Consider the following 19,270-nt stretch of genomic DNA (forward strand, 5'->3'; position numbering starts at 1 on the left):
AGAAGAGCATGTTCAAACGAATCCTGATCGCCAACCGCGGCGAGATCGCCTGCCGGGTCATCAAGACTGCGCGCCGTATGGGGATTGAGACGGTTGCCGTCTACTCCGAGGCCGACCGCGACGCGCTGCATGTCGAGATGGCAGACGAAGCCGTGCTGATCGGCCCGCCCGCCGCGGCCGAGAGCTATCTGTTGATCGACAAGATCGTCGAGGCCTGCCGCAAGACCGGCGCGCAGGCGGTGCATCCCGGCTACGGCTTCCTGTCCGAGCGCGAGGCATTTCCGCGCGCGCTGGAAGCCGCCGGCATCGTCTTCATCGGCCCGAACCCCGGCGCCATCGCCGCGATGGGCGACAAGATCGAATCCAAGAAGGCGGCCGCGAAGGCCAAGGTCTCGACCGTGCCGGGCCATCTCGGTGTCATCGAGGATGACAAGCACGCCGTCCAGATCGCCGACGAGATCGGCTATCCGGTGATGATCAAGGCCTCCGCCGGCGGCGGCGGCAAGGGCATGCGCATCGCGCATTCGAAGGCGGAGGTCGCCGAAGGCTTCAACCTCGCCAAGGCCGAGGCGAAGTCGTCGTTCGGCGACGACCGCGTCTTCATCGAGAAATTCATCGTCGATCCCCGGCACATCGAGATCCAGGTGCTCGGCGACAAGCATGGCAACGTGATCTATCTCGGCGAGCGCGAATGCTCGATCCAGCGCCGCAACCAGAAGGTCATCGAGGAGGCGCCGTCGCCGCTGCTCGACGAGCAAACCCGCCGCAAGATGGGCGAGCAGGCGGTCGCGCTGGCCAAGGCGGTGAACTACGATTCGGCGGGCACCGTGGAATTCGTCGCCGGCCAGGACAAGAGCTTCTACTTCCTGGAGATGAACACCCGCCTGCAGGTCGAGCATCCCGTCACCGAGCTGATCACCGGCGTCGACCTCGTCGAGCAGATGATCCGCGTCGCCGCCGGCGAGAAGCTCGCGATCGCGCAGAAGGACGTCACGCTGACCGGCTGGGCGGTGGAATCCCGCGTTTACGCCGAGGATCCGTTCCGCAACTTCCTGCCCTCGATCGGCCGCCTGGTGAAATACCGTCCGCCGGCCGAGGCCAGCCATGACGGCATCACCATCCGCAACGACACCGGCGTGCAGGAAGGCGGCGAGATCTCGATCCATTACGATCCGATGATCGCCAAGCTCGTCACCCACGCCCCCTCGCGCGCCGCGGCGATCGAGGCGCAGGCGACCGCGCTCGACGCCTTCTATGTCGACGGCATCAGGCACAATATTCCGTTCCTGTCGGCGTTGATGAACCATCCGCGCTGGCGCGAGGGCCGACTCTCGACCGGCTTCATCGCGGAAGAATTCCCGAAAGGGTTTTCCGCGCGTGCGCCCGAGGGCGAGATCGCGCGGCGGCTGGCCGCGGTCGGTGCCACCATCGACCACGTGCTGGGCGAGCGCAAGCGGCAGATCTCGGGCCAGATGGGCGGCCGCGTCGTGATGCGCGAGCGCCGCCGCGCGGTGTGGCTCGACCGTGCCGAGATCGCGCTCGATGTCGCCCGCGAGGCCGACGCCATCGCGGTGCGCTTCATCGGCGACGACGGATTGCCCGGCAATCCGCACAATCTGGTGTCGGGCTGGGTGCCGGGCGAGCCGGTCTGGCAGGGCACCATCGACGGCAATTTTGTCGCCGTGCAGGTGCGGGCGATCAACAACGGCTTCCGCCTCGCGCATCAGGGCTTTGAGGTGCCGGTCTATGTCTTCACCGAGACCGAGGCGACTTCGGCGCAGCTGATGCCGGTGGTCTCGGCCGCCGATACCGGCAAGAAGTTGCTGTGCCCGATGCCTGGGCTTGTGGTGTCGATCGCGGTGACCGAGGGCCAGGAGGTCAAGGCCGGCGAGACGCTCGCGGTGGTGGAAGCCATGAAGATGCAGAACGTGCTGCGCGCCGAGCGTGACGGCACGGTGAAGAAGATCCACGCCGCCGCCGGCGCCACGCTTGCGGTCGATGCGCTGATCCTGGAGTTCGCATAGACTCGTCATTGCGAGCGTCAGCGAAGCAATCCATCGCTCCTCAAGACGTGGATTGCTTCGTCGCTTCGCTCCTCGCAATGACGTGGATGGAGATAACACCATGGCCTTCCGCAAACGCCGCGAAGCACTGCGATCCATCCTCAACGGATCGACCTGCATTCGTCCGGGCTCGGTCTATGACGCGACCTCGATCCGGATTGCGGAGGACCTCGGCTTCGAGCTCGGCATGTTCGGCGGCTCGGTGGCCTCGCTCGCCGTGCTCGGCGATCCCGACGTTGCGCTGATCACGCTGACTGAATTCGCCGAGCAGATCCGCCGCATGTCGCGGGCTTCGCCTCTGCCGATACTCGTCGATGCCGACCACGGCTACGGCAACGCGCTCAATGTCCGCCGCACCGTCCAGGAAGTGGAAGCCGCAGGTGCCGCCGGCCTCACCATCGAGGATACGCTGCTGCCACAGGCGTTCGGCCAGGCCAAGACGCAGCTGATCTCGCTGGAAGAAGGCGTCGGCAAGATGAAGGCCGCGCTCGACGGCCGCAGCGATCCGTCGCTCGTCATTCTGGGCCGGACCGGCGCCGTCTCGATCACTGATCTCGACGATGCGATCGCACGCGCCAGGGCCTATCAGGCGGTCGGTGTCGATGGCCTGTTCTTCACCGGCATCAAATCGCGTGACGAGCTCGAGGCGATTTCGGCGGCGACGACGCTGCCTATCGTGCTCGGCGGCGCGCCGGAGGAGATGACTGCGCTGGACTATCTGGCAAGCCAACGCGTCAGGATCGCGTTGCAGGGCCACGCGCCGTTCGCGGCCGCGACCCACGCAGTCTATGAGACGCTGAAGGCGCTGCGCGAAGGAACCTCGCCAAAGAACCTCAAGGGTATTGCGACATCCGAACTGACCAGCCGCGTGATGCGCGAGGCGGAGACCAGGGCGCGCAGCGGCGAATTCCTCGGCTTGAAGAAGTGAGCGGCGTAATCCGCCATGTCACGATCACCGGACGCGTCCAGGGCGTCGGCTATCGCGCTTGGGTTCACGAAAACGCCAATGCGCGCGGCCTCGAAGGCTGGGTCCGCAACCGCCGTGATGGCAGCGTTGAAGCCGTGTTCGCCGGCCCCGAAAATATCGTTGCCGACATGATCAAGGCGTGCGGCCGCGGACCGAGCTCGGCGCGCGTCGACAATGTGCAGGCCGATGCCGGCACATCAGACCTTTTGAACCTGCGCGGGGCAGGCGAGCGGTTCGCGTTCCTGCCGACGGTCTAGGCGGCCGAGACCACCAGCGCCTGAATCTTGCCGTCGAGAGGACCGGTGCCGAAGCGCTGCGCCAGCGCCTCAGCCACGCGCTCTGTTGCAGCCTCGAGCGTCGGGTGACCCTGCGCCTCGATTTCGCCGCGCATCGGCGTGCCCTGGCAGTAGGCGATGGCGACATCCTCTGGCGAAGCGGCAGGACTGCGGAGGGTGATCAACTCGACGGCAATGTCGCGAAAGCCTGCAGCGGTCAGGTCGGCGCGAATGCGCGCCGGATCATGGTAACCGTGCGGCGTCCGCGCCATGAATTGCGGCGTGTTGCTCGGATATACCTGGAACATCGTCTGCTGCATCACGTCGGCGAAGTCGTTCTCCTCGATCTTGTCCCAGACGTTGAAGAAGTACCGTCCGCCGGACCTGATCACGCGCCGCGCTTCGGCGTAACCCTTGACGCGGTCGGGGAAGAACATGGCGCCGAACTGGCAGGCGACGATGTCGAAGCTCGCGTCGGCAAACGGCAGTGACAGCGCGTCGGCCTGCTGCCAGCGGATGTTTGGCTTGCCTGCGAGGCGCGTCTTCGCTTGCGCCAGCATCGGCTCGTTGAGATCGGTCGCGGTGATGTTTGTATCGGGCAATTCCGCAGCGAGGACGGTGGTGACGGCCCCGGTGCCGGCTGCGATTTCCAGCAGGTCACGCGGCCGATGGCCCTTGATGCGCTGCGCGAGGTGACGGGCGTACGGCGCAAAGATCATTGGCACCATCAGCCGGTCGTAGAGCTGCGGGACCGATCCCGCGAAGACCTTGTCGGAAAGGGGAGCCGTCATCACGCGTTCCTTTGCAAAAAGCGGATGGCCGTCGTGGGCCATCACGGGCAGAAGCCGCGTCCGAAGTATGGACCAGTGATCCGCTCCGGCCAACGCCGCGAATTGGGCCTGGCGCCAATTCCGCGGTCCCGGTCGCGGCCCTTGACTTCTGCTCGGAACAGTCTGATATTTCTGTTATGACAGAAATAACCGCCAAGAGAAAACTTCCCGCCGTCGTCGAGCGCTTTATCCTGCATTGGGGCGACATGGGCGACGAGTGGGGCGTCAACCGCTCGGTCAGCCAGATCCACGGGCTGCTCTACCTCGCCGAGGCGCCGATGACCGCGGAAGACATCGCCGACACGCTCGGCATGGCGCGCTCCAACGTCTCCAACTCGATCAAGGAACTGTTGTCCTGGGGATTGATCCGGCGGGTGCCGATCCTCGGCGACCGCCGCGACCACTTTGAAGCGGAGGCCGACATCTGGGAGGTCGCCGCCAAGATCGCGGCCGGGCGCAAGGAGCGCGAGATCGATCCTGCGCTCGCGGCGCTGCGCGCCTGCGTCTCCGACGCGGCTGACGATCCCGCCATCTCTCCGCTCGCCAGCAAGCGGCTGAAGGAGATGCTGACTTTCACCGAGCTGGTCGACCGTTGGTACACGCAGATGCTGAACGTGCCGCGGCCGCGCCTGGTCGCGCTGATCAAGCTCGGCGAGAAGATCGTGAGTTTCCTGCCCACGGGCAGAGCCAAATAGGGGCTACGGCGTAACGGGAGTGTGCGATGGCGTCAGCAAGGATATCCACCTTAAAGACAGCGCCGGCTTCCGATACCAAACTGCTCGACGATCATCGCTTCCGCGCATTGCTGTCCGACGAGGATTGGGGCCGCCTGCCGGTCGCGATCTGGCGGCGCTTCTCGAAGCGGTTCGAGGACGGCAACACCGTCGTCTATGTCGGGGAGGTCGAGGAGGCCACGAGCAGCCGCGCCGGCTGGTGGCTGGCACAGGCCGCACGGCTGATCGGCGGGCCGCTTCCGACCGGCACCGAGACCCGCGTGCCGATGATCGTCACGGTCACCGAGGACGCCGCCAGCGGCGGCCAGGTCTGGACTCGGATCTGCGCGCGGCGCGACGGCTTTCCGCAGGTGATCCACTCCGCCAAGCGCTTTGCCGGGCCGACCGGACTTGAGGAGTATGTCGGCTTCGGCGTCAGCATGGCGCTCAAGATCGCGGTCGAGCACGAGACGCTGGTGTTTCGCAGCGTTGGCTATTCGCTGCGGCTCGGCCGGTTTCGCCTTCCGCTGCCCGACTGGCTCACGCCGGGCGATCTCACCGTGACCCATTCCGATCTCGGCTGCGGCGACTTCCGCTTCACGCTGGAGATCATCCACCCGCGTTTAGGCCGGCTGATCCGTCAGTCCGCCTTGTTCAGGGAGGCCTCGTCATGACGCCGCTGCTGTGGACCCTGGTCGCCATCCAGATCGCGATGGGCGCGTTCGACACGTTTTATCACCACGAATTCACCGAGCGGCTGGCCTGGCGTCCGTCGCAACGCCATGAACTTCAGCTGCACAGCGTGCGGAACATGCTCTATGCGCTGCTGTTCCTCGTGCTCGGCTGGTTGGAGGTGCACGGCATTCTTGCGATCGCCATCTTGGCCGTGCTGGTGGTCGAGGTCGTCATCACGCTGATGGATTTCGTCGAGGAGGATCTGAGCCGCAAGCTGCCGCCGAGCGAGCGGATCAACCATACGCTGCTGGCGATCAATTACGGCGCCATTCTTGTGCTGCTAGTGCCGGTCCTGATCGGCTGGGCGATGCTGCCGACCGCTATCGTGCCGGCTTATGCGGGCCTTCTCAGCCTGTTCGCAACGGCTGCGGCGTTCGGCGCCGCACTGTTCGGCGCGCGAGACTTTGCCGCCGCCAGACGCCTCGGACGGATGGCAAGCCGGCCGGCCGCAACGCTGGTCGAGAAATTGCCGCCGCGGCAGACCGTGCTGGTCACCGGCGCGACCGGCTTCATCGGCAGCCGTTTGGTCGCAAGCCTCACAGCATCAGGCCACCAGGTGATTGCGCTGATCCGCAATCCAGCGAAAGCGGAGATGCTGTCGCCGCCGGTGACGCTGATCACGAGCCTCGACCAGTTGCCCGCCGAGACCAGGATCGACGCTATCGTCAATCTCGCCGGCGAGCCGATCGGCAACGGTCTGTGGACCGAGGCCAAGCGCCGCAGGATCATCGCCTCGCGGATCGACATGACGGCCGAGGTCGTCAAGCTGATCGCGCGCCTCGAGCGCAAGCCGCAGGTCTTGGTGAGCGGCTCCGCGATCGGCTGGTATGGGCTCTGGCAGGACCAGGTGCTGACGGAGTCGGCGAAGTCCCATGCCTGCTTCAGTCACCAACTGTGCGAGACCTGGGAGAATGCGGCCAAGCCCGCTGCCGAGCACGGCGTGCGCGTCGCGTATTTGCGGATCGGTCTCGTGGTCGGCACCGATGGTGGCTTCATCACGCGGATGCTGACGCCGTTCGAGTTCGGTCTCGGCGGGCCGCTCGGCTCCGGCAAGCAGTGGATGTCGTGGATCGAGCGCGACGACCTGGTGCGGCTGATCGCGCATGTGATCGCAAAGCCCGAACTGTCCGGTCCTGTCAACGCGACCGCGCCGATTCCGGTCACCAATACGAAATTCACCGAGGAACTGGGGCGCCGCTTACACCGGCCCGCGATCTTCCGCGTGCCGGCCCCGCTGCTCCGTGCCGTCGGCGGCGATTTCGCCGAGGAGCTGCTGCTTGGCGGCCAGCGCGTATTGCCGAACAAGGCGCTGAGCAACGGTTTTGTCTTTCGGCACGAAACCCTGCGCAGCGCGTTCGAGGCGATCCTGTAGAGGAGGCGTATATGTCCAGCTCTTGTTGTCGTGCATTCGGTGGCTGGCTCGCGGGCTGCGGCGCCGCGACTGCGGTTCTTGCGAGCGTTGTCCAGACCGTCCTGATGATTGGGTCCGGCGGCGATATCGCACGGCTCGCAGGAACGACCATTGCCCTTGTGCCGCTCTCGTTCCTGACTTTCATCACCATGTGTTTCCTGACGGCAATTCCGGCCCTGATAGTCATTTGGCTCGCCGAACAGCTTCATGCACAATCCGTCGTGTTCTTCGGCTGCGCTGGCGCCGCGGTCGGCGCGTTGTGCATCAGCCTGCTGGCGCCGTCTGGCGCGATCTGGATGGCCGGCTTGGGGGAGCTGTTCGTCGTCGCCGGGTTCGTCGCGGGCGCGACCTACTGGGCTGTTACGAGAGAGGATCTCGGTTACTCACACGGACGCTAAGCCGCCGCGGCCACGCTCCGAAACGTCGCCGCCAGCGTCCGCAACGCCGCCAGCTTTGCAGGATCGCTGACCTTGGAATGCAGCATCACCTTCGACGCGCCGAGCCGCGGCAGCTTGTGCGCCGGTCCGATATCGATCAGGCTAGGTGGCGCGATGCGGCGGACGAGGGGAGCAACCGCGAGCCCTGCGAGCGCAGCGGCGACCACCGCGGTGACGCCACCGCCGACGAAGCTTTCGGTCCAATCGATGCCGGCCTTGTCGAGTGCGCGGACGGCCAATGCGCGCACCCCGCACGGCGGCGCGAGCGTTGCCAGCGGCAAGGCATCGCCGCGCGGCCAGACGAAACGCTTGGCGGCGAACCAGCCGAATTCGTCTTCGGTCAGTTTCTCGCCGCCGCGCCGGCTGCCTTCCTGGCGCACGATGACCGCGTCGAGTTCGCCGGCATCGTAGGCATCGAGCATCTCGCGTGAGAAGCCGATGGTCACGGAGAGCGCAAGCTGCGAGGCCATCGCGTGCAGCCGCTCCAGCAGCGGCACCAGCTCGGGGCCGGCGGCGTGATCGCTGATCCCGAGCGTGAGCTGCTGCCGCGCCGGCTTCTCGCCCGACAGCGCACGGTCATGCACCTCGATCAGCGCGCGGGCGTGGTGCAGGAAAGCGGCGCCATCGGCGGTCAGCCGCACCGCGCGCGGCGAGCGCTCGACCAGCCGCTTGCCGAGCACGGTTTCGAGCCGCTGCAATTTCATGCTGATCGCCGCCTGCGTGGTGCCGAGCGCCTCGGCGGCGCGGGTGAAGCCCTGCAGCTCGGCGACGAGGAGGAAGGCCTGCACAGTGTCGATGTCGAGCGTCATGATCAACGATCGTTATCATTGATATCCATATAGATAAGATAGCAAGATGATGCGCGAAGGTCTAGCTAGAGGAGGCGCGATTGACCCGCGCCAACCGAATTCAAGGAGACCGATCATGCCGCTCATCACCGTCACCTATGCAACCTCGCGCGAGAGGCCGTCGCTGAAGTCCGAGATCGCCGCCGCGGTGTCGGAGCTGACCGCCGGGATTCTGCACAAGGATCCCAAGGTCACTGCCGTTATCGTGAAGTCCGCCGACGCCGCCGATTGGTTCGCCGGCGGCAAGTCGCTCGCCGAGCAGGGGCTCGCAAGCTATTGGCTGGACGTCCATGTCAGCGAAGGCACCAACACCAAGGACGAGAAGGCGGCCTATCTCGCCGAGCTGTTCAACCGGATGGGCGAATTGCTTGGGCCGCTCCACACCGAGAGCTACGCCCATGTCGACGAGGTGAAGGGCGATGCCTACGGCTTCGGCGGCCTGACCCAGGAGCGCCGCTACATCGCCGGCAAGCTCGAGGTCGCGCCGCAGAAGGCGGCGTGACCGTCACAGCGTCGCTTCCGGCAGGCGCGCTGCGGTGTCGCCGAACACCTCGGAAAAGGCCTGCCGGAGCGCGATGTCGACATCGGCCATCGTGACCGGCAGTCCGAGATCGACCAGCGAGGTCACGCCGTAGCGCGGATCGATCACGCCGCAGGGCACGATCGCCTGGAAGTGCGAGAGGTCGGGCTCGACATTGATCGCGATGCCGTGGAACGAGACCCAGCGGCGCAGCCGCACGCCGATCGCGGCGATCTTGTCCTCAAAGCCCGGGCCCTTGTCGGGGCGTTTCACCCAGACCCCGACGCGGTCCTCGCGGCGCTCGCCGCGGACGTTGAAGGCGGCCAGCGTGCGGATGATCCATTCTTCCAGCGAGGCGACATAGGCGCGCACATCCGGCCGGCGCCGCTTGAGGTCCAGCATCACATAGGCCACCCGCTGGCCGGGGCCGTGATAGGTGACCTGGCCGCCGCGGCCGCTCTGGAAGGTCGGAAAGCGCGGATCGAGCAGGTCGCCGGCCTTGCCGCTGGTGCCGGAGGTATAGAGCGGCGGGTGCTCCAGCAGCCACACCAGTTCGGGCGCCGCGCCATCGGCGATCGCCGCCACCCGGGCGTCCATGGCGGCGAGAGAATCGGGGTAGGGGACCGGACGGTCCGCAATCCGCCATTCGACCGCTTTGTCGCCCGAAGGGCGCGCAAAGGTCGTCAAATCGAGGCTTTGGCGGTCGTTAACCATTGGCTAACCCTAACGTGGTCAGGTGAACCCACAATTTAGTTCCCGTTCGGCGGTTCAGAAGTGCCCACGCTCGATAAAGTCAGCGTCGATCTCATGGTGGTTCTCGGTACCACCACCATGCCGATTCACCAGGTCATGCGGCTCTCCCGCGGCGCCATCATCGAACTGGATGCCACCGAGGCCGACGAGGTCAAGATCCTCGCCAACAACCTGCCGGTCGCCAGCGGCGTCGTCCTGGTCGACCGCAACCGAATTGCTGTCGAGGTCAAGCAGATGCTGCCGAAATCTCCCGGGGTTCGCAGTTAATTCGCGCATTAATCGCCTTGTCCCTGCATCCGTGATTTGTTACATGGCCCCGTCGATGCGGCGGCGCCTTAGGGTTCCATCCGACATCCTTAGCGCTCGTGGCGGAATTGGTAGACGCGCTGCCTTGAGGTGGCAGTGGGTAACACCGTGGGGGTTCGAGTCCCTCCGAGCGCACCATAGACTCACATTTCCTATTGAAATAATTGAGTTTTTTCCCGGGAATGGTACCACTCCGTTCCGGCGCAATGTTCGCGTGCCGCACCGCCAGCCAGTGACTGGCGGTGATCGAACGCGACGCTTTCTCCATTCGACTGATGCCAAGCCACTCTCGATTCGCCTGCGCGATATAGCGGGAGGGCATTTTCGGATCGGTCCAGCCGAACATCGCCATCATCCGGCTCTCGGTGCAGTCGGCGCAGGCAGCCACTTCGGCACAAGCCATGCGCACGTCATGGCAACTCTTCGTTGGCTCGTTGACGCCGGTCAGGACCGCGTACTTCTTGAACTTGGCCGCCCATGTCTTCTTGCTTGTCGGCTCGACTCGCCCGCGCACGCCTTTGCCGGCGAACACTCGGACTTGGATTTTCGCCTTGCGCGATCAGCGTAGCGGCACTGCCGGCAGGCGCGGTCGGATTGGCGGCGGCGTCGCGACTGAGCTTGCACACGCGGCCCCTGATCAGGCCGTAGCGCGTAAGCGCGGTCGCCGCTTCAAAGACATCGTCGCGAGCGCCGTCGCGAATTGAATCTCAGCCGATCGGAAGCCCACGTGCGAAAAGTCTCGAATGATTAAGGCGGGCCGCCGCGCAACCGCCCATGTGAAGATCATTTTGAAGCCATTTTTCGCCGTACTTGATCTTTAGCCAACCGATGAGCAGTCGAGGGAGCGTACCTCGAAATCTCCACTGCGTTGGAATGTGCCCGCGCCACGCGTGCGTCGGGCATGCGGTATGTCGCGCGATTCGCGGCAGTGGAATGGTCGCGCAGTTCGCGACGGGTGGAATTCTTCGTTCAATCATCGGAAGGGACATGGAATGGCACTTGCCGCGCCAGCAGGTTTCACGTCGAGCGATCTCGTCTACGAGGAGAACTTCTCCGGGACGACGCTGGACAATAATTGGCACAACTACATCACCAGCCGCGCCGCCAATGGCTGGGCGTGGAATAGCAATGGATCGGGTGGTAGCGGGCCGGGCGGCGCATACGATGCCGACTACGAGATGCCGAGCCAGGTGGCCGTAAGCAACGGCATCCTCGATCTCACTGCGGTCACGCAGCCCGTCAGCGGCATCAATCAGGGTAGCGCACAAACATTTCCGGTCACGTCCGGTGCCGTCAGCAGCTATGGCAATTTCGAATTCGACGGCGGTTACCTTCAGATCAGCATGAAGGCGCCGAGCGGCGACGGTGCTTGGCCGTCGCTGTGGCTGATGCCCGGCGCCGGCTCGAACAGCGGCGACAATTTCGAGATCGATATCCAGGAGGGGGGATATACCGGCAACGGGCCGGCAAACCAGGCCTTCACCTGGCATCTTCACACGCCCTCAGGGACGGTCGGCGGCACGGTCGACACCGGCGTCGACCTCACGGCCGGCTTCCATACCTACGGCATCAATTGGGTGCCCGGCCAATCGATGACCTGGTATCTCGACGGCAAGCAGATTGCGACCGTGACCAGCGCGCAGGTCCAGATTCCGAACGAGCCGATGCAGCTGATCATGAGCAATCAGGTCGCGAACTCTAACGCGGCCGGCTGGCATACTGCGCTCGATAGTTCGACGCCCTCGTCGATGCCGATGCAGATCGCCGAAGTCCAGCTCTATCAAGCCGCCGGCGGCGGCGACACGGTCACCGGCGCGAACGTCACTGCCTCGACGAACCCGACCACACCGCCGACCCAGCCGGACACGACGACGACCCCAGTTGCGACCACCCCGACCGCGACCAGTTCCACAACCAGCATTGTCGCGCCGGCTGTCATCCCGGACACCACTTCGCCGGTGGCCGCGGCAGTCGACTCACTGTCGACCGTTGCAACGACGACCGACCCCAGCGTCTCTAGCGCCATGGGAGCGATGCTAGGCGCCATGGGACTGGCGCCGACATCATCGTACGGCTGGTCGGCGAGCACGACCGGCGCAAGCACTGGAAGCTGGGCAAACCAGGATTTTGCGCAGCCGAGCTCGTTGGCAACCGCGGCGCCGCAGGGAACTTTTGGGTGGGGAGATCAAGGCACGACCGCCGCATCTCAAGCTGGCAGCAGCTTTGCGCTTCTGAACCAGTATCTGGCAAGTAGCTCTGGTCGAGCCGGTGGCGGTTCGATCGCGGTAGCGATGGGTGGCGCTGCCTCGACACAGGACTCGTTCCTGACCAAACCTCAGAGCTAGTGCGTTAGCTGGCTCTCACGCGAGAGCTCCGGTGCTTCACCGCTTCCACCATCGGCTGAAGTAAAGAAACAGCAATGCGCCTGCCATCGCGGGGCCGCCGGGGAGCGGCAGCAGGGCAAGGGCCAGCAGGATCACCAGTGCCGTGACGAACCACGGCCGTTTCCTGCTCGGTGCCGTCGCCGGTCGCGCCGCGGGTGCGGGCTGCGGGCCATCCGGGCGCGTGACGCCTGCCGGCGGTGGCGGAACATTGGGCGGGCGCGACGGGCTTGGTGCTGCTGCGCGCGCTTGCGCAGCCCGCTTCTTTTCGTCTTGTCGCGCCAGTGCAACCAACACCGGGTCCGGCGCTGGCGGCGGCCGCTCCGCGGGAGTCCATTGCCGGCCGGGCGGCGTCTGGCCGGCGGCCGCGGCCTGGCGGAATGCAGCGCGGGTCCGACGCCGCGCCGAGCGGGTGGGCGCGTACTGCGCGGCGAGGCGCAGTGCTCGCTGCAGCAGGGGCGTGCCGCTTTCCGGATCGACCATGACCGCGAAATGGCCGAAGCCGAGCAGCGACCGGATCACATCCTTGCCGGGGCCGAAGTGCTTGCCTGCCGGTCCGTGCCGCTCGACCTGCTGCAGCACGGCGCGGTAGCGGCGCAGCAGGTCGCGCGGCACGGCCACCGCCTCGTTGACGGTGAGGCCGGTGACCTCCTGCCGCGTCGAGCGGCGCATGACGCGCGTCTTGTCAGGATGGACCGTGAACCCTTCGGCGGCGACGATGCCGTGCACGGCCTTGAGCAAGGTGCCGATCTTTCTCACCGCTTCGCCCGAGGCGGAGAAGGTCAGATCGTCGGCGTAGCGGCTGTAGACGAAACCAAGTGTGCGCGCGAGCCCCACAAGGCGTCGGTCGAGCCTGCGGCAAATCAGGTTGGTGATTGCGGGGCTGGTCGGCGCGCCCTGCGGCAGCAGCCGCGGGCCGTCGGCGACGAAGTGGCGCTCACCGTCGAGTGCCACTTCGTCGACCATCGGCTCGGTGCACAGCAGCGCGAGCGGGATCGCGACCGCTTCGGCATAACCGAGCGCCTCGAACAGCCCCTTGACGCGGGTGTAGGTCAGGGTCGGGAAGAAATCCTTGAGGTCGAGATTGATCACCACGTCGCGGCCGACATGGTTGCGCGCATTGGTCAGGATGGAGCGCTGAGGCGCAAAGCCGTGCGCGGCATCATGCAGCGGCACCCGCCCCAGAATGTTGTCCAGCACCCAATATTGCGCGCGCTTGAGGCGCGGCATCGGCGCCGAGATCAACCGCTCGCCGCCGCTTTTCTTGGGGATCGTGAAGCGCTGATAGTGATTGACCGATGATACCTTCCTGTTGAAGGCGAGGAAGCGCAGCTCGCCGAGCGGCACGCCCATCGCGTCAGCCAGCGCCTTGGCATCGGCGAGCGGGGGCAGGCCGTCGCGCAAGGGCGTCGTGGTCGTGCGGGTATGAAGGCCCCGCGAGACGTCCTCGCCGAGATAGAGCACGTCGCGCTTTCGTCGGTCGTACCAGGCGAAGGCCCGGCTTTGGCGCGCCTCCGCGTTGCGGCGCTTGGTCTCCTGCCGCCGCGCCATCGCCTCGGCCTTGCGGCGCTTGTGCATTTCCTTCAACGCGCGTTCGGGATCGGCGAGCGTGGCGTTCTGGCGCTGCAGCTCGGTGAGCTCGCGCATTGCCTCTGCGCGGCCGCGGATCGCGTCCGCGGCCGGCGTCGGCGCGTCTTCGCCATCGGGCCAGAAACCGAGGCGGATCATCTCCTCGAGGATGACCTCGTCCTTCGACGACTGGCGGATGCGGTCGTAGAGTTCCTGGCGCGTCAGCGTGCCGGGAGCAACGGTCTCGTTCACGCGGCCAGCCCTCCGGTCAGGAGTACGGCAGCGGCCTTATGCAGGGAATTCGGAAAGGGCGCAGGCCGGATTGCCTTCGTCTCTTCTAAGAACTGGATCGATCCACTCGACGCCGGGGCGTCCACCCCTACGCAATTGGGTTCAAGGAACCCATTCTGCGATTGCGTAGGGGTGGACTGCCCCGGCCCAGTGAAGATCGGGCCAGTGACGCATGCGCGGTCATGGTGCAAGGACGGCGATACGCCGCCCGGGTTGCAAGGTCCTGACCGGCCTGCGCCCTTCCGAATGCAGTGATACGCGAATTGCCGTCGCCGGTTCAAGCCGGCTCTGCGGATCAAGGGTTTCATGTCACTCATGCGATGGTGGGTCCGTCCTGAGCGACGCCCTCGACTTGCGAATGGAAAATCCGGCGCAGCGCCAGCATGTGCTCGCAGGGGCCGCGCATCATCTTGTTGTGGCCGTAGAAATGACAGCTGCACCGCGCCTCGACGAGACGGTCGTCATCGTCGATGACGAGGTTCACCTGCTCGGTGCGGGCGTTGTCGAGCACGCTGCCGCTGATCGCGCGAACGCCCTGGTTGCGATCAATGTTGCCGATCGTCACGAGATTGGCGCCGATCAGGCGATCGGCCTTTTCCTCCTGCGGGCTGGCGAAGCGCAGCTGGGCTGCCGACAGCGGCTCGCGCGTCAGCTCGCGCAGTCGGTAGAGCGACTTGTCGAGGTCGAACATCACGCGTCCGGCCTGGGTGTAGGATGTGAGCGCCGCATGCACCAGCGCCTGGTCGACGCCGGTCTGCCGCGCCAGCTCGGCGGCGCTCGCCGCATGGGACTTGCCGAGTGCTGCGAAAATGCGCTGCGCGCTGTCGTTGTCGACCTTGTGGCGCGGCGCGAGCAGGTCGAATTGTCCGGCGGACGACCAGTCGTTCGCGGTCCAGCCCGAAAGGCCGAGCGTGAAGCGCAGACCGCCGAAATCGACGACGAAGAACGACGGCAGGCCGGTCCCGGTCAAATGCACCCGCACCGACCGCGCCAGCGGCAGCGCCCGCCCGAGGATCGCAAGCCTCCGCCGGCCCCAGATGCGGATCTCGGCGGGGGCCGTGCCGCGATAGATCGAGCGGCGGAAGGTCAGCCGTTCGTGCCACGGCTCGATCACCACCTCCACCGGCGCGTCCGGCTTCAACACGAACCGCAGCGAGCGCGGGCCGGCCTTTTCCTTCTTCTGCGCGAGGCGGGTGAGGATGTTGGCCATGTCCACGGGATGCAGGTCGAACACATGCGCCGGCAGGGTCATGGCGCTCGACACCTGCAGGAAGCCGCGCACCCAGCTGTCCGGCAGGTCGATCTTCTCCTCGCGGAAGTCGAGATCGTCGCCGGTCTGCACCTCGAACCCGGAGGGATCGATGGTGAGGGTGGTGTCGCGATAGGAGCGGATCTTCTGGAATTCGTCGTAGAGGGCGTGGCTGTAGTCGATATTGGTGGTGCCGAACGCCATCTCGCCGAGGCCCTCGAACACGTCGTGGTCGCAGGACAGCCGTCCGTAGCTCGATTCGTCGAGACTGAAGCACTCGAAGAAGATCTCGTCCGGGTGCACCGTGATCACCGGATCGAGCACGATCCAGGCATCGCGGTTCTGCTTGTAGAGGTAGTTGAAATAGGCCTGCCGCGCCGCCCAGAACGGCTTCATCTGCCGATCGCGCTCGCGGTCGAAGCCACGGATGCGGTCCTGCAAGTCCGCGATGCGCGGCTTGAGCGCCGTCGACTGCGCCGTTGCCTCGGCGAGGAAATTGGCCTCGTTCTGCTTCAGCCACTCGAAATAGGCGGTGCGGTCACGCGGCTTGAAGCGCAGGTCCGACACCACGACATGATGCAGCGCGGAGATCGCCTCGCGGAAGGCGAGATGGCGCGCCACCTTGCCGGTGAAGAAGGTCGGCTGGCGCAGCGTGTCCGGCGCGAAGGCGAACGACGACGAGGCGGCGTCGGACGAGGCGCTGGTGCTGCCGAGAAATCGATATGCGAAATTCATGCGGCGGTCCCGCTGGTTTGCGAGCCGCCGCCCGGCGGCGTGCGGCCGGCGCGGGCCACGGTGACGGGCAGCGGCAGATCCGGCCAGGCGTGCGCGATGTCACGCAGGATGATCAGCGCGGGCGCCTTGTCACGCAGGGTCACGCTGAGCGTGAAGTCGTGCAGCAGCTGCGCGATCGCCGCTGCGCGGTCCCGGTGCGCCAGCGCCTCGTTGCGCAGCGCCGTGAAGATCCGGTCCTTGGCGATACGCCCGCGGTTGATCTGCATCAGGATGATGCGGGCCTGGGAGAGGAACTTGGCGAAGATTGCCGCATCCGCCAGCGACTCGCCTGATATCAGCTCGGTGACGAAGAGATGGAAGCTGCCGGAGGGGTGCTCCAGCATGCGCCCGAGCACCTCGGCGATATCGCCGTCGGCGAGGCTGCGCCGCAGCAGCAGGCGAGCGCCGTCCTGCACCGCCGGCACGGTCGAGTCCGCCATCACAGCCAGCGCCGCGGCCGGCAGCGCATCGCTGGGCCATGCCGTGAGGCGATTCACCGCGGTGGTCCGGACATCGTCCCACTCGCTCTCGACCAGCAGCACGGCATTTTGTGGGTCGGCGCGGAAGCGGGGCTCGTCGGCCGTGAACGCATCAAGTGCGAAGCGGCGGACGGCGGCGAACGGATGGTTGCCGAGGCGGGCGAGCTGGCGGACCGAGAAGCGCGCCGGTGCGCGGCTCTCCAGCAGCTTGGCGCCGAGCATCCTGGCGCCGGCCGCGCGCGCCTGCAGCAGGCGCCACAGTGTGCCGTCGTCGATGGCGGCCGCTGCCTGCGGCAACGCTTCGACGAACAGTGTGACCATGTCGGCCGCATGGCCCTCGCTAGGTTCGGTGCGGAAGAAGCCGGCCATCAGCATGTCGCGCAGCCGGATGGCGAAGGCCTCGTCGCTCGCCGCAAGGCGTGCGACGAGCGGCCGCGCAGCCGCGCGCAGCCCGGCATGGTCGCCGGTGGCGGCCAGCACGATGCCATCGCGATGTTGCGCGAGCGCGGCGTCGTCAAGCCGCGCCAAGAGGCTCATCGAGGCCATGCGGATTTCCGGCGCATCGGCCCGCAGGATCGCCTGCCAGAACGCTTCCGGCAGGTCGCCGGGCCGCGTCGGGGTCACCGCGATGAGCTGGATGCTGGCCGCCTGGACGTCGGGGCTGGCGTGGCCGGTCAGGCTTTCGATCACCTCCGGCTGCAGCGGGCAGTCGCGATCCGGCCATAGCTGCGGCAGCAGCGCGAGAGCCGACGTGAGGCCGGCGCGCGGCAGATCGTCGAGGACCGGCGGCAACTGCGCGAGCCATGCCGCGAACGCTTCCGTCGCGCGGGCGCGTTGCTCCCGCGAGGGCGCGCGGTCGCGCAGCCAGCCGCGTGTGCGGCCCTGCACGTGATCGTGCGGGCTGGTCAGCGCGGCGCGTGCAAGGGCGGGGTCGGCCCACGGCCAATCGGCGCGGTCGTCGATGGCGCGGATCGCCAGATCGCGCATCTCAGGCGCAGCCGCCTCGAGCAGCGCGGCGATCAATGCCGCATCGGCCTTGCCGGCATCGATCAAACGCCGCGCGATCGTGGCCGCGAGCGTGGTGACCTCGGGATAGGGCGAGGCCAAGAGGCCGCCGATCGCGGCCACGTCCATCGCTTCAGGCCGCGGCGGACCTTGCCGCAGCGCCTCGGCCGCGAAGCGCGCGGCCGCATGATTGCGCGCCAGTGTCGCGATCCGCAGCAGCCGCTCGGGCTGTGCATCCCATAGCGCGGGGAAGGCTTCCTCGCGCTGTGCCGGCGCACGCGCGCCGACATGGCGGTGCGTGAGAGCCCTGGCATTGAAGTGGCTGGTCGGGGCCGCCGCATGCAGCAGGTGGCTGACGCTCCAAACCCGGCTGAGCGCCTCGGCGGCATGGAGGACAGGACGATAGCTGCGTTCGATCCGGATATGCTCGGTCCACGTCGCCGGCTTGATGCCGTCGGCGTCGGTGAAGGCGAGGAGCAGCTCGCTCGCCATCGCCGTGAACGCGTCCTGTCCGAGCTCGGCGCGCTTGCGCAGCATGCGCCAGGCGCGCCGCTTGAAGTAGAGCAGGGTCTGGTCGGACAGCGCGATGCGCGGAGCGGTGCTCTGCAGTTCCTCGCTGAGCTTCAGCGCCTGGCGCGAACCGGCCAGCCAGACGCGGTCGTTGTAGACCCGGCTGCGATAATACATCGGCGCCGCCAGCTCGAACTGCCGCGCGGTTGCAGCGAACAGCGGGCCGTCGTCGGTGAGATCGGCATATTTGAACAGCCGCCGCAGCACCTGCACGTAGGGCGGGCGCGGGTTCATCGCGTGCACGGCCGCGAGCAGCGTCTGGCGCGCGGCGCTGTCTGCGAGCGCATGGTGGGCGAGCGCAATGAGGAACTGATTGGCGAAACCCGGCTGAGCCGAGTTCGCCGCCAGCAGGGCCTGGATCAGGCCCGCGCCGTTGCCGTTCGCCAGCGCCATCTCGATGTCGCGGGTCGCCGCGGCATCCGTCGTTCGCGGCAGCGACAGCCGCGGCGCCGATCGCCGCGCGCCCATCAGTTCACTTGCGAGGGCATAAGCCGCGTAGTCCCGCGTCACCAGGCTGACATTGATGTCGGCGCAGCGGCGTAGCAGATCGGCGGCGTCGGCGCCGCCGCAGCGCGCCAGCGCATAGACGAGGCTGTAACTCGCATCCGTCGCGCCGGTCTTCTCGGCGAAGGCGGCGAGTTGGGGATAGGCGGCTGTGAGCCGGATCACACCGAGGCGCCAGAACAGGCGGTCGCGCTCCTTCTCGGGCCACGCGCTGCGCGCGCAGACCGCGAGCTTCCTGAGCAATTCCGTGTCGCGTCCGTTGGCATCGACTCCGGCATCCGAAGCGGTCAGCGGCGGTGCATCGCCGTCGATGCGGCGATACCCGTCGTTGATCTTGGACACCACGACGCTATCGAACAGCTTTTCGGCATTCGCGTGGGTGACCGGCGATGGGGTCTTGGTTCCATCCCTGAGCGACGTGCCGCGACGGCCATATCTGAAATTGACCAGGTAGCGTGCGTCGTTGTCGGCGCGTTCCAGATCGACCAGATCGACTTCATAGAGCTTGTCGGATCTGCCTTCCTTCATCCAGAGGCGAACGGAGCGAACGACGTGCATTGACCACCCTGGGATGTCCGGGGTGGATTACA

16 protein-coding genes and 1 tRNA gene are annotated in these 19,270 nt (G+C 66.4%); 11 read left to right on the forward strand and 6 right to left on the reverse strand.

All coding sequences use genetic code 11. The annotated features are described in order from the left end of the window. Positions 1 to 8 precede the first annotated feature (8 nt). The 3 genes from FBZ93_RS08320 to FBZ93_RS08330 all read left to right on the forward strand — a co-directional run bounded on the left by FBZ93_RS08320 (position 9) and on the right by FBZ93_RS08330 (position 3,287). On the forward strand, positions 9 to 2,024 hold the full coding sequence (locus FBZ93_RS08320) for an acetyl-CoA carboxylase biotin carboxylase subunit (RefSeq protein ID WP_146985459.1): 2,016 nt from the start codon (positions 9 to 11) through the stop codon (positions 2,022 to 2,024). Between the two features lie 100 nt (positions 2,025 to 2,124). Beyond that, complete coding sequence (locus FBZ93_RS08325; protein ID WP_146985460.1) at positions 2,125 to 2,991, forward strand: isocitrate lyase/PEP mutase family protein; 867 nt, start codon at positions 2,125 to 2,127, stop codon at positions 2,989 to 2,991. Next, positions 2,988 to 3,287, forward strand: coding sequence for an acylphosphatase (locus FBZ93_RS08330; protein WP_146985461.1), 300 nt, complete (start codon positions 2,988 to 2,990; stop codon positions 3,285 to 3,287). Before FBZ93_RS08325 ends, FBZ93_RS08330 begins: the two co-directional genes overlap by 4 nt. Here the strand turns inward: FBZ93_RS08330 and FBZ93_RS08335 are convergent. Continuing rightward, positions 3,284 to 4,096, reverse strand: a complete 813-nt coding sequence (locus FBZ93_RS08335; RefSeq protein ID WP_146985462.1) for a class I SAM-dependent methyltransferase — start codon at positions 4,094 to 4,096, stop codon at positions 3,284 to 3,286. The two genes, FBZ93_RS08330 and FBZ93_RS08335, sit on opposite strands and share 4 nt — an antisense overlap. Before the next feature lie 176 nt (positions 4,097 to 4,272). Here FBZ93_RS08335 and FBZ93_RS08340 point away from each other — a divergent pair, with 176 nt between their 5' ends. The 4 genes from FBZ93_RS08340 to FBZ93_RS08355 all read left to right on the forward strand — a co-directional run bounded on the left by FBZ93_RS08340 (position 4,273) and on the right by FBZ93_RS08355 (position 7,392). Beyond that, a complete protein-coding gene (locus FBZ93_RS08340; protein ID WP_146985463.1) occupies positions 4,273 to 4,830 on the forward strand; it encodes a GbsR/MarR family transcriptional regulator in 558 nt (185 codons plus the stop codon). A 26-nt stretch (positions 4,831 to 4,856) separates the two neighbouring features. Further along, complete coding sequence (locus FBZ93_RS08345) at positions 4,857 to 5,522, forward strand: DUF4166 domain-containing protein (protein ID WP_146985464.1); 666 nt, start codon at positions 4,857 to 4,859, stop codon at positions 5,520 to 5,522. Beyond that, positions 5,519 to 6,955: a TIGR01777 family oxidoreductase gene (locus FBZ93_RS08350; RefSeq protein WP_146985465.1), complete on the forward strand. Its 1,437-nt coding sequence runs from the start codon at positions 5,519 to 5,521 to the stop codon at positions 6,953 to 6,955. The genes FBZ93_RS08345 and FBZ93_RS08350 overlap by 4 nt, the downstream gene beginning before the upstream one ends. Before the next feature lie 104 nt (positions 6,956 to 7,059). Next, positions 7,060 to 7,392: a hypothetical protein gene (locus tag FBZ93_RS08355; protein WP_146985466.1), complete on the forward strand. Its 333-nt coding sequence runs from the start codon at positions 7,060 to 7,062 to the stop codon at positions 7,390 to 7,392. Here the strand turns inward: FBZ93_RS08355 and FBZ93_RS08360 are convergent. Continuing rightward, entirely contained in the window at positions 7,389 to 8,246 is an 858-nt protein-coding gene (locus FBZ93_RS08360) for a LysR family transcriptional regulator (RefSeq protein WP_146985467.1), read from the reverse strand. The genes FBZ93_RS08355 and FBZ93_RS08360 overlap by 4 nt on opposite strands. Before the next feature lie 109 nt (positions 8,247 to 8,355). Between FBZ93_RS08360 and FBZ93_RS08365 the strand changes: the two genes are divergently transcribed. Beyond that, a complete protein-coding gene (locus tag FBZ93_RS08365) occupies positions 8,356 to 8,781 on the forward strand; it encodes a tautomerase family protein (RefSeq protein ID WP_146985468.1) in 426 nt (141 codons plus the stop codon). 3 nt (positions 8,782 to 8,784) lie between these two features. On the opposite strand, the gene lipB is transcribed toward FBZ93_RS08365, so the two are convergent. Then, a complete protein-coding gene (gene lipB / locus FBZ93_RS08370; protein ID WP_146985469.1) occupies positions 8,785 to 9,513 on the reverse strand; it encodes a lipoyl(octanoyl) transferase LipB in 729 nt (242 codons plus the stop codon). 60 nt (positions 9,514 to 9,573) lie between these two features. On the opposite strand from lipB, the gene FBZ93_RS08375 reads away from it, so the two are divergent. The 3 genes from FBZ93_RS08375 to FBZ93_RS08385 all read left to right on the forward strand — a co-directional run bounded on the left by FBZ93_RS08375 (position 9,574) and on the right by FBZ93_RS08385 (position 12,203). After that, positions 9,574 to 9,819 (forward strand): FliM/FliN family flagellar motor switch protein, encoded by a 246-nt coding sequence (locus tag FBZ93_RS08375; RefSeq protein ID WP_021080574.1) that lies wholly within the window; start codon positions 9,574 to 9,576, stop codon positions 9,817 to 9,819. A 92-nt stretch (positions 9,820 to 9,911) separates the two neighbouring features. Then, positions 9,912 to 9,996: transfer RNA gene (locus FBZ93_RS08380), tRNA-Leu, on the forward strand. A 770-nt stretch (positions 9,997 to 10,766) separates the two neighbouring features. Beyond that, positions 10,767 to 12,203 carry a glycoside hydrolase family 16 protein gene (locus FBZ93_RS08385; protein WP_208763979.1) on the forward strand — a complete coding sequence of 479 codons (1,437 nt, stop codon included), beginning with the start codon at positions 10,767 to 10,769 and terminating at the stop codon, positions 12,201 to 12,203. A gap of 36 nt (positions 12,204 to 12,239) precedes the next feature. Here the strand turns inward: FBZ93_RS08385 and FBZ93_RS08390 are convergent, their stop codons facing one another. The 3 genes from FBZ93_RS08390 to FBZ93_RS08400 form a co-directional block, all read right to left on the reverse strand. Beyond that, positions 12,240 to 14,060 (reverse strand): reverse transcriptase family protein, encoded by a 1,821-nt coding sequence (locus FBZ93_RS08390; protein ID WP_146985471.1) that lies wholly within the window; start codon positions 14,058 to 14,060, stop codon positions 12,240 to 12,242. A 352-nt stretch (positions 14,061 to 14,412) separates the two neighbouring features. Next, complete coding sequence (locus FBZ93_RS08395; RefSeq protein ID WP_146985472.1) at positions 14,413 to 16,083, reverse strand: SWIM zinc finger family protein; 1,671 nt, start codon at positions 16,081 to 16,083, stop codon at positions 14,413 to 14,415. Then, positions 16,080 to 19,238, reverse strand: coding sequence for a hypothetical protein (locus FBZ93_RS08400; RefSeq protein ID WP_146985473.1), 3,159 nt, complete (start codon positions 19,236 to 19,238; stop codon positions 16,080 to 16,082). Before FBZ93_RS08400 ends, FBZ93_RS08395 begins: the two co-directional genes overlap by 4 nt. Positions 19,239 to 19,270 lie beyond the last annotated feature (32 nt).

The sequence above is a fragment of the Bradyrhizobium macuxiense genome (assembly GCF_007993935.1).
Classification (GTDB): Bacteria; Pseudomonadota; Alphaproteobacteria; order Rhizobiales; family Xanthobacteraceae; genus Bradyrhizobium; species Bradyrhizobium macuxiense_A.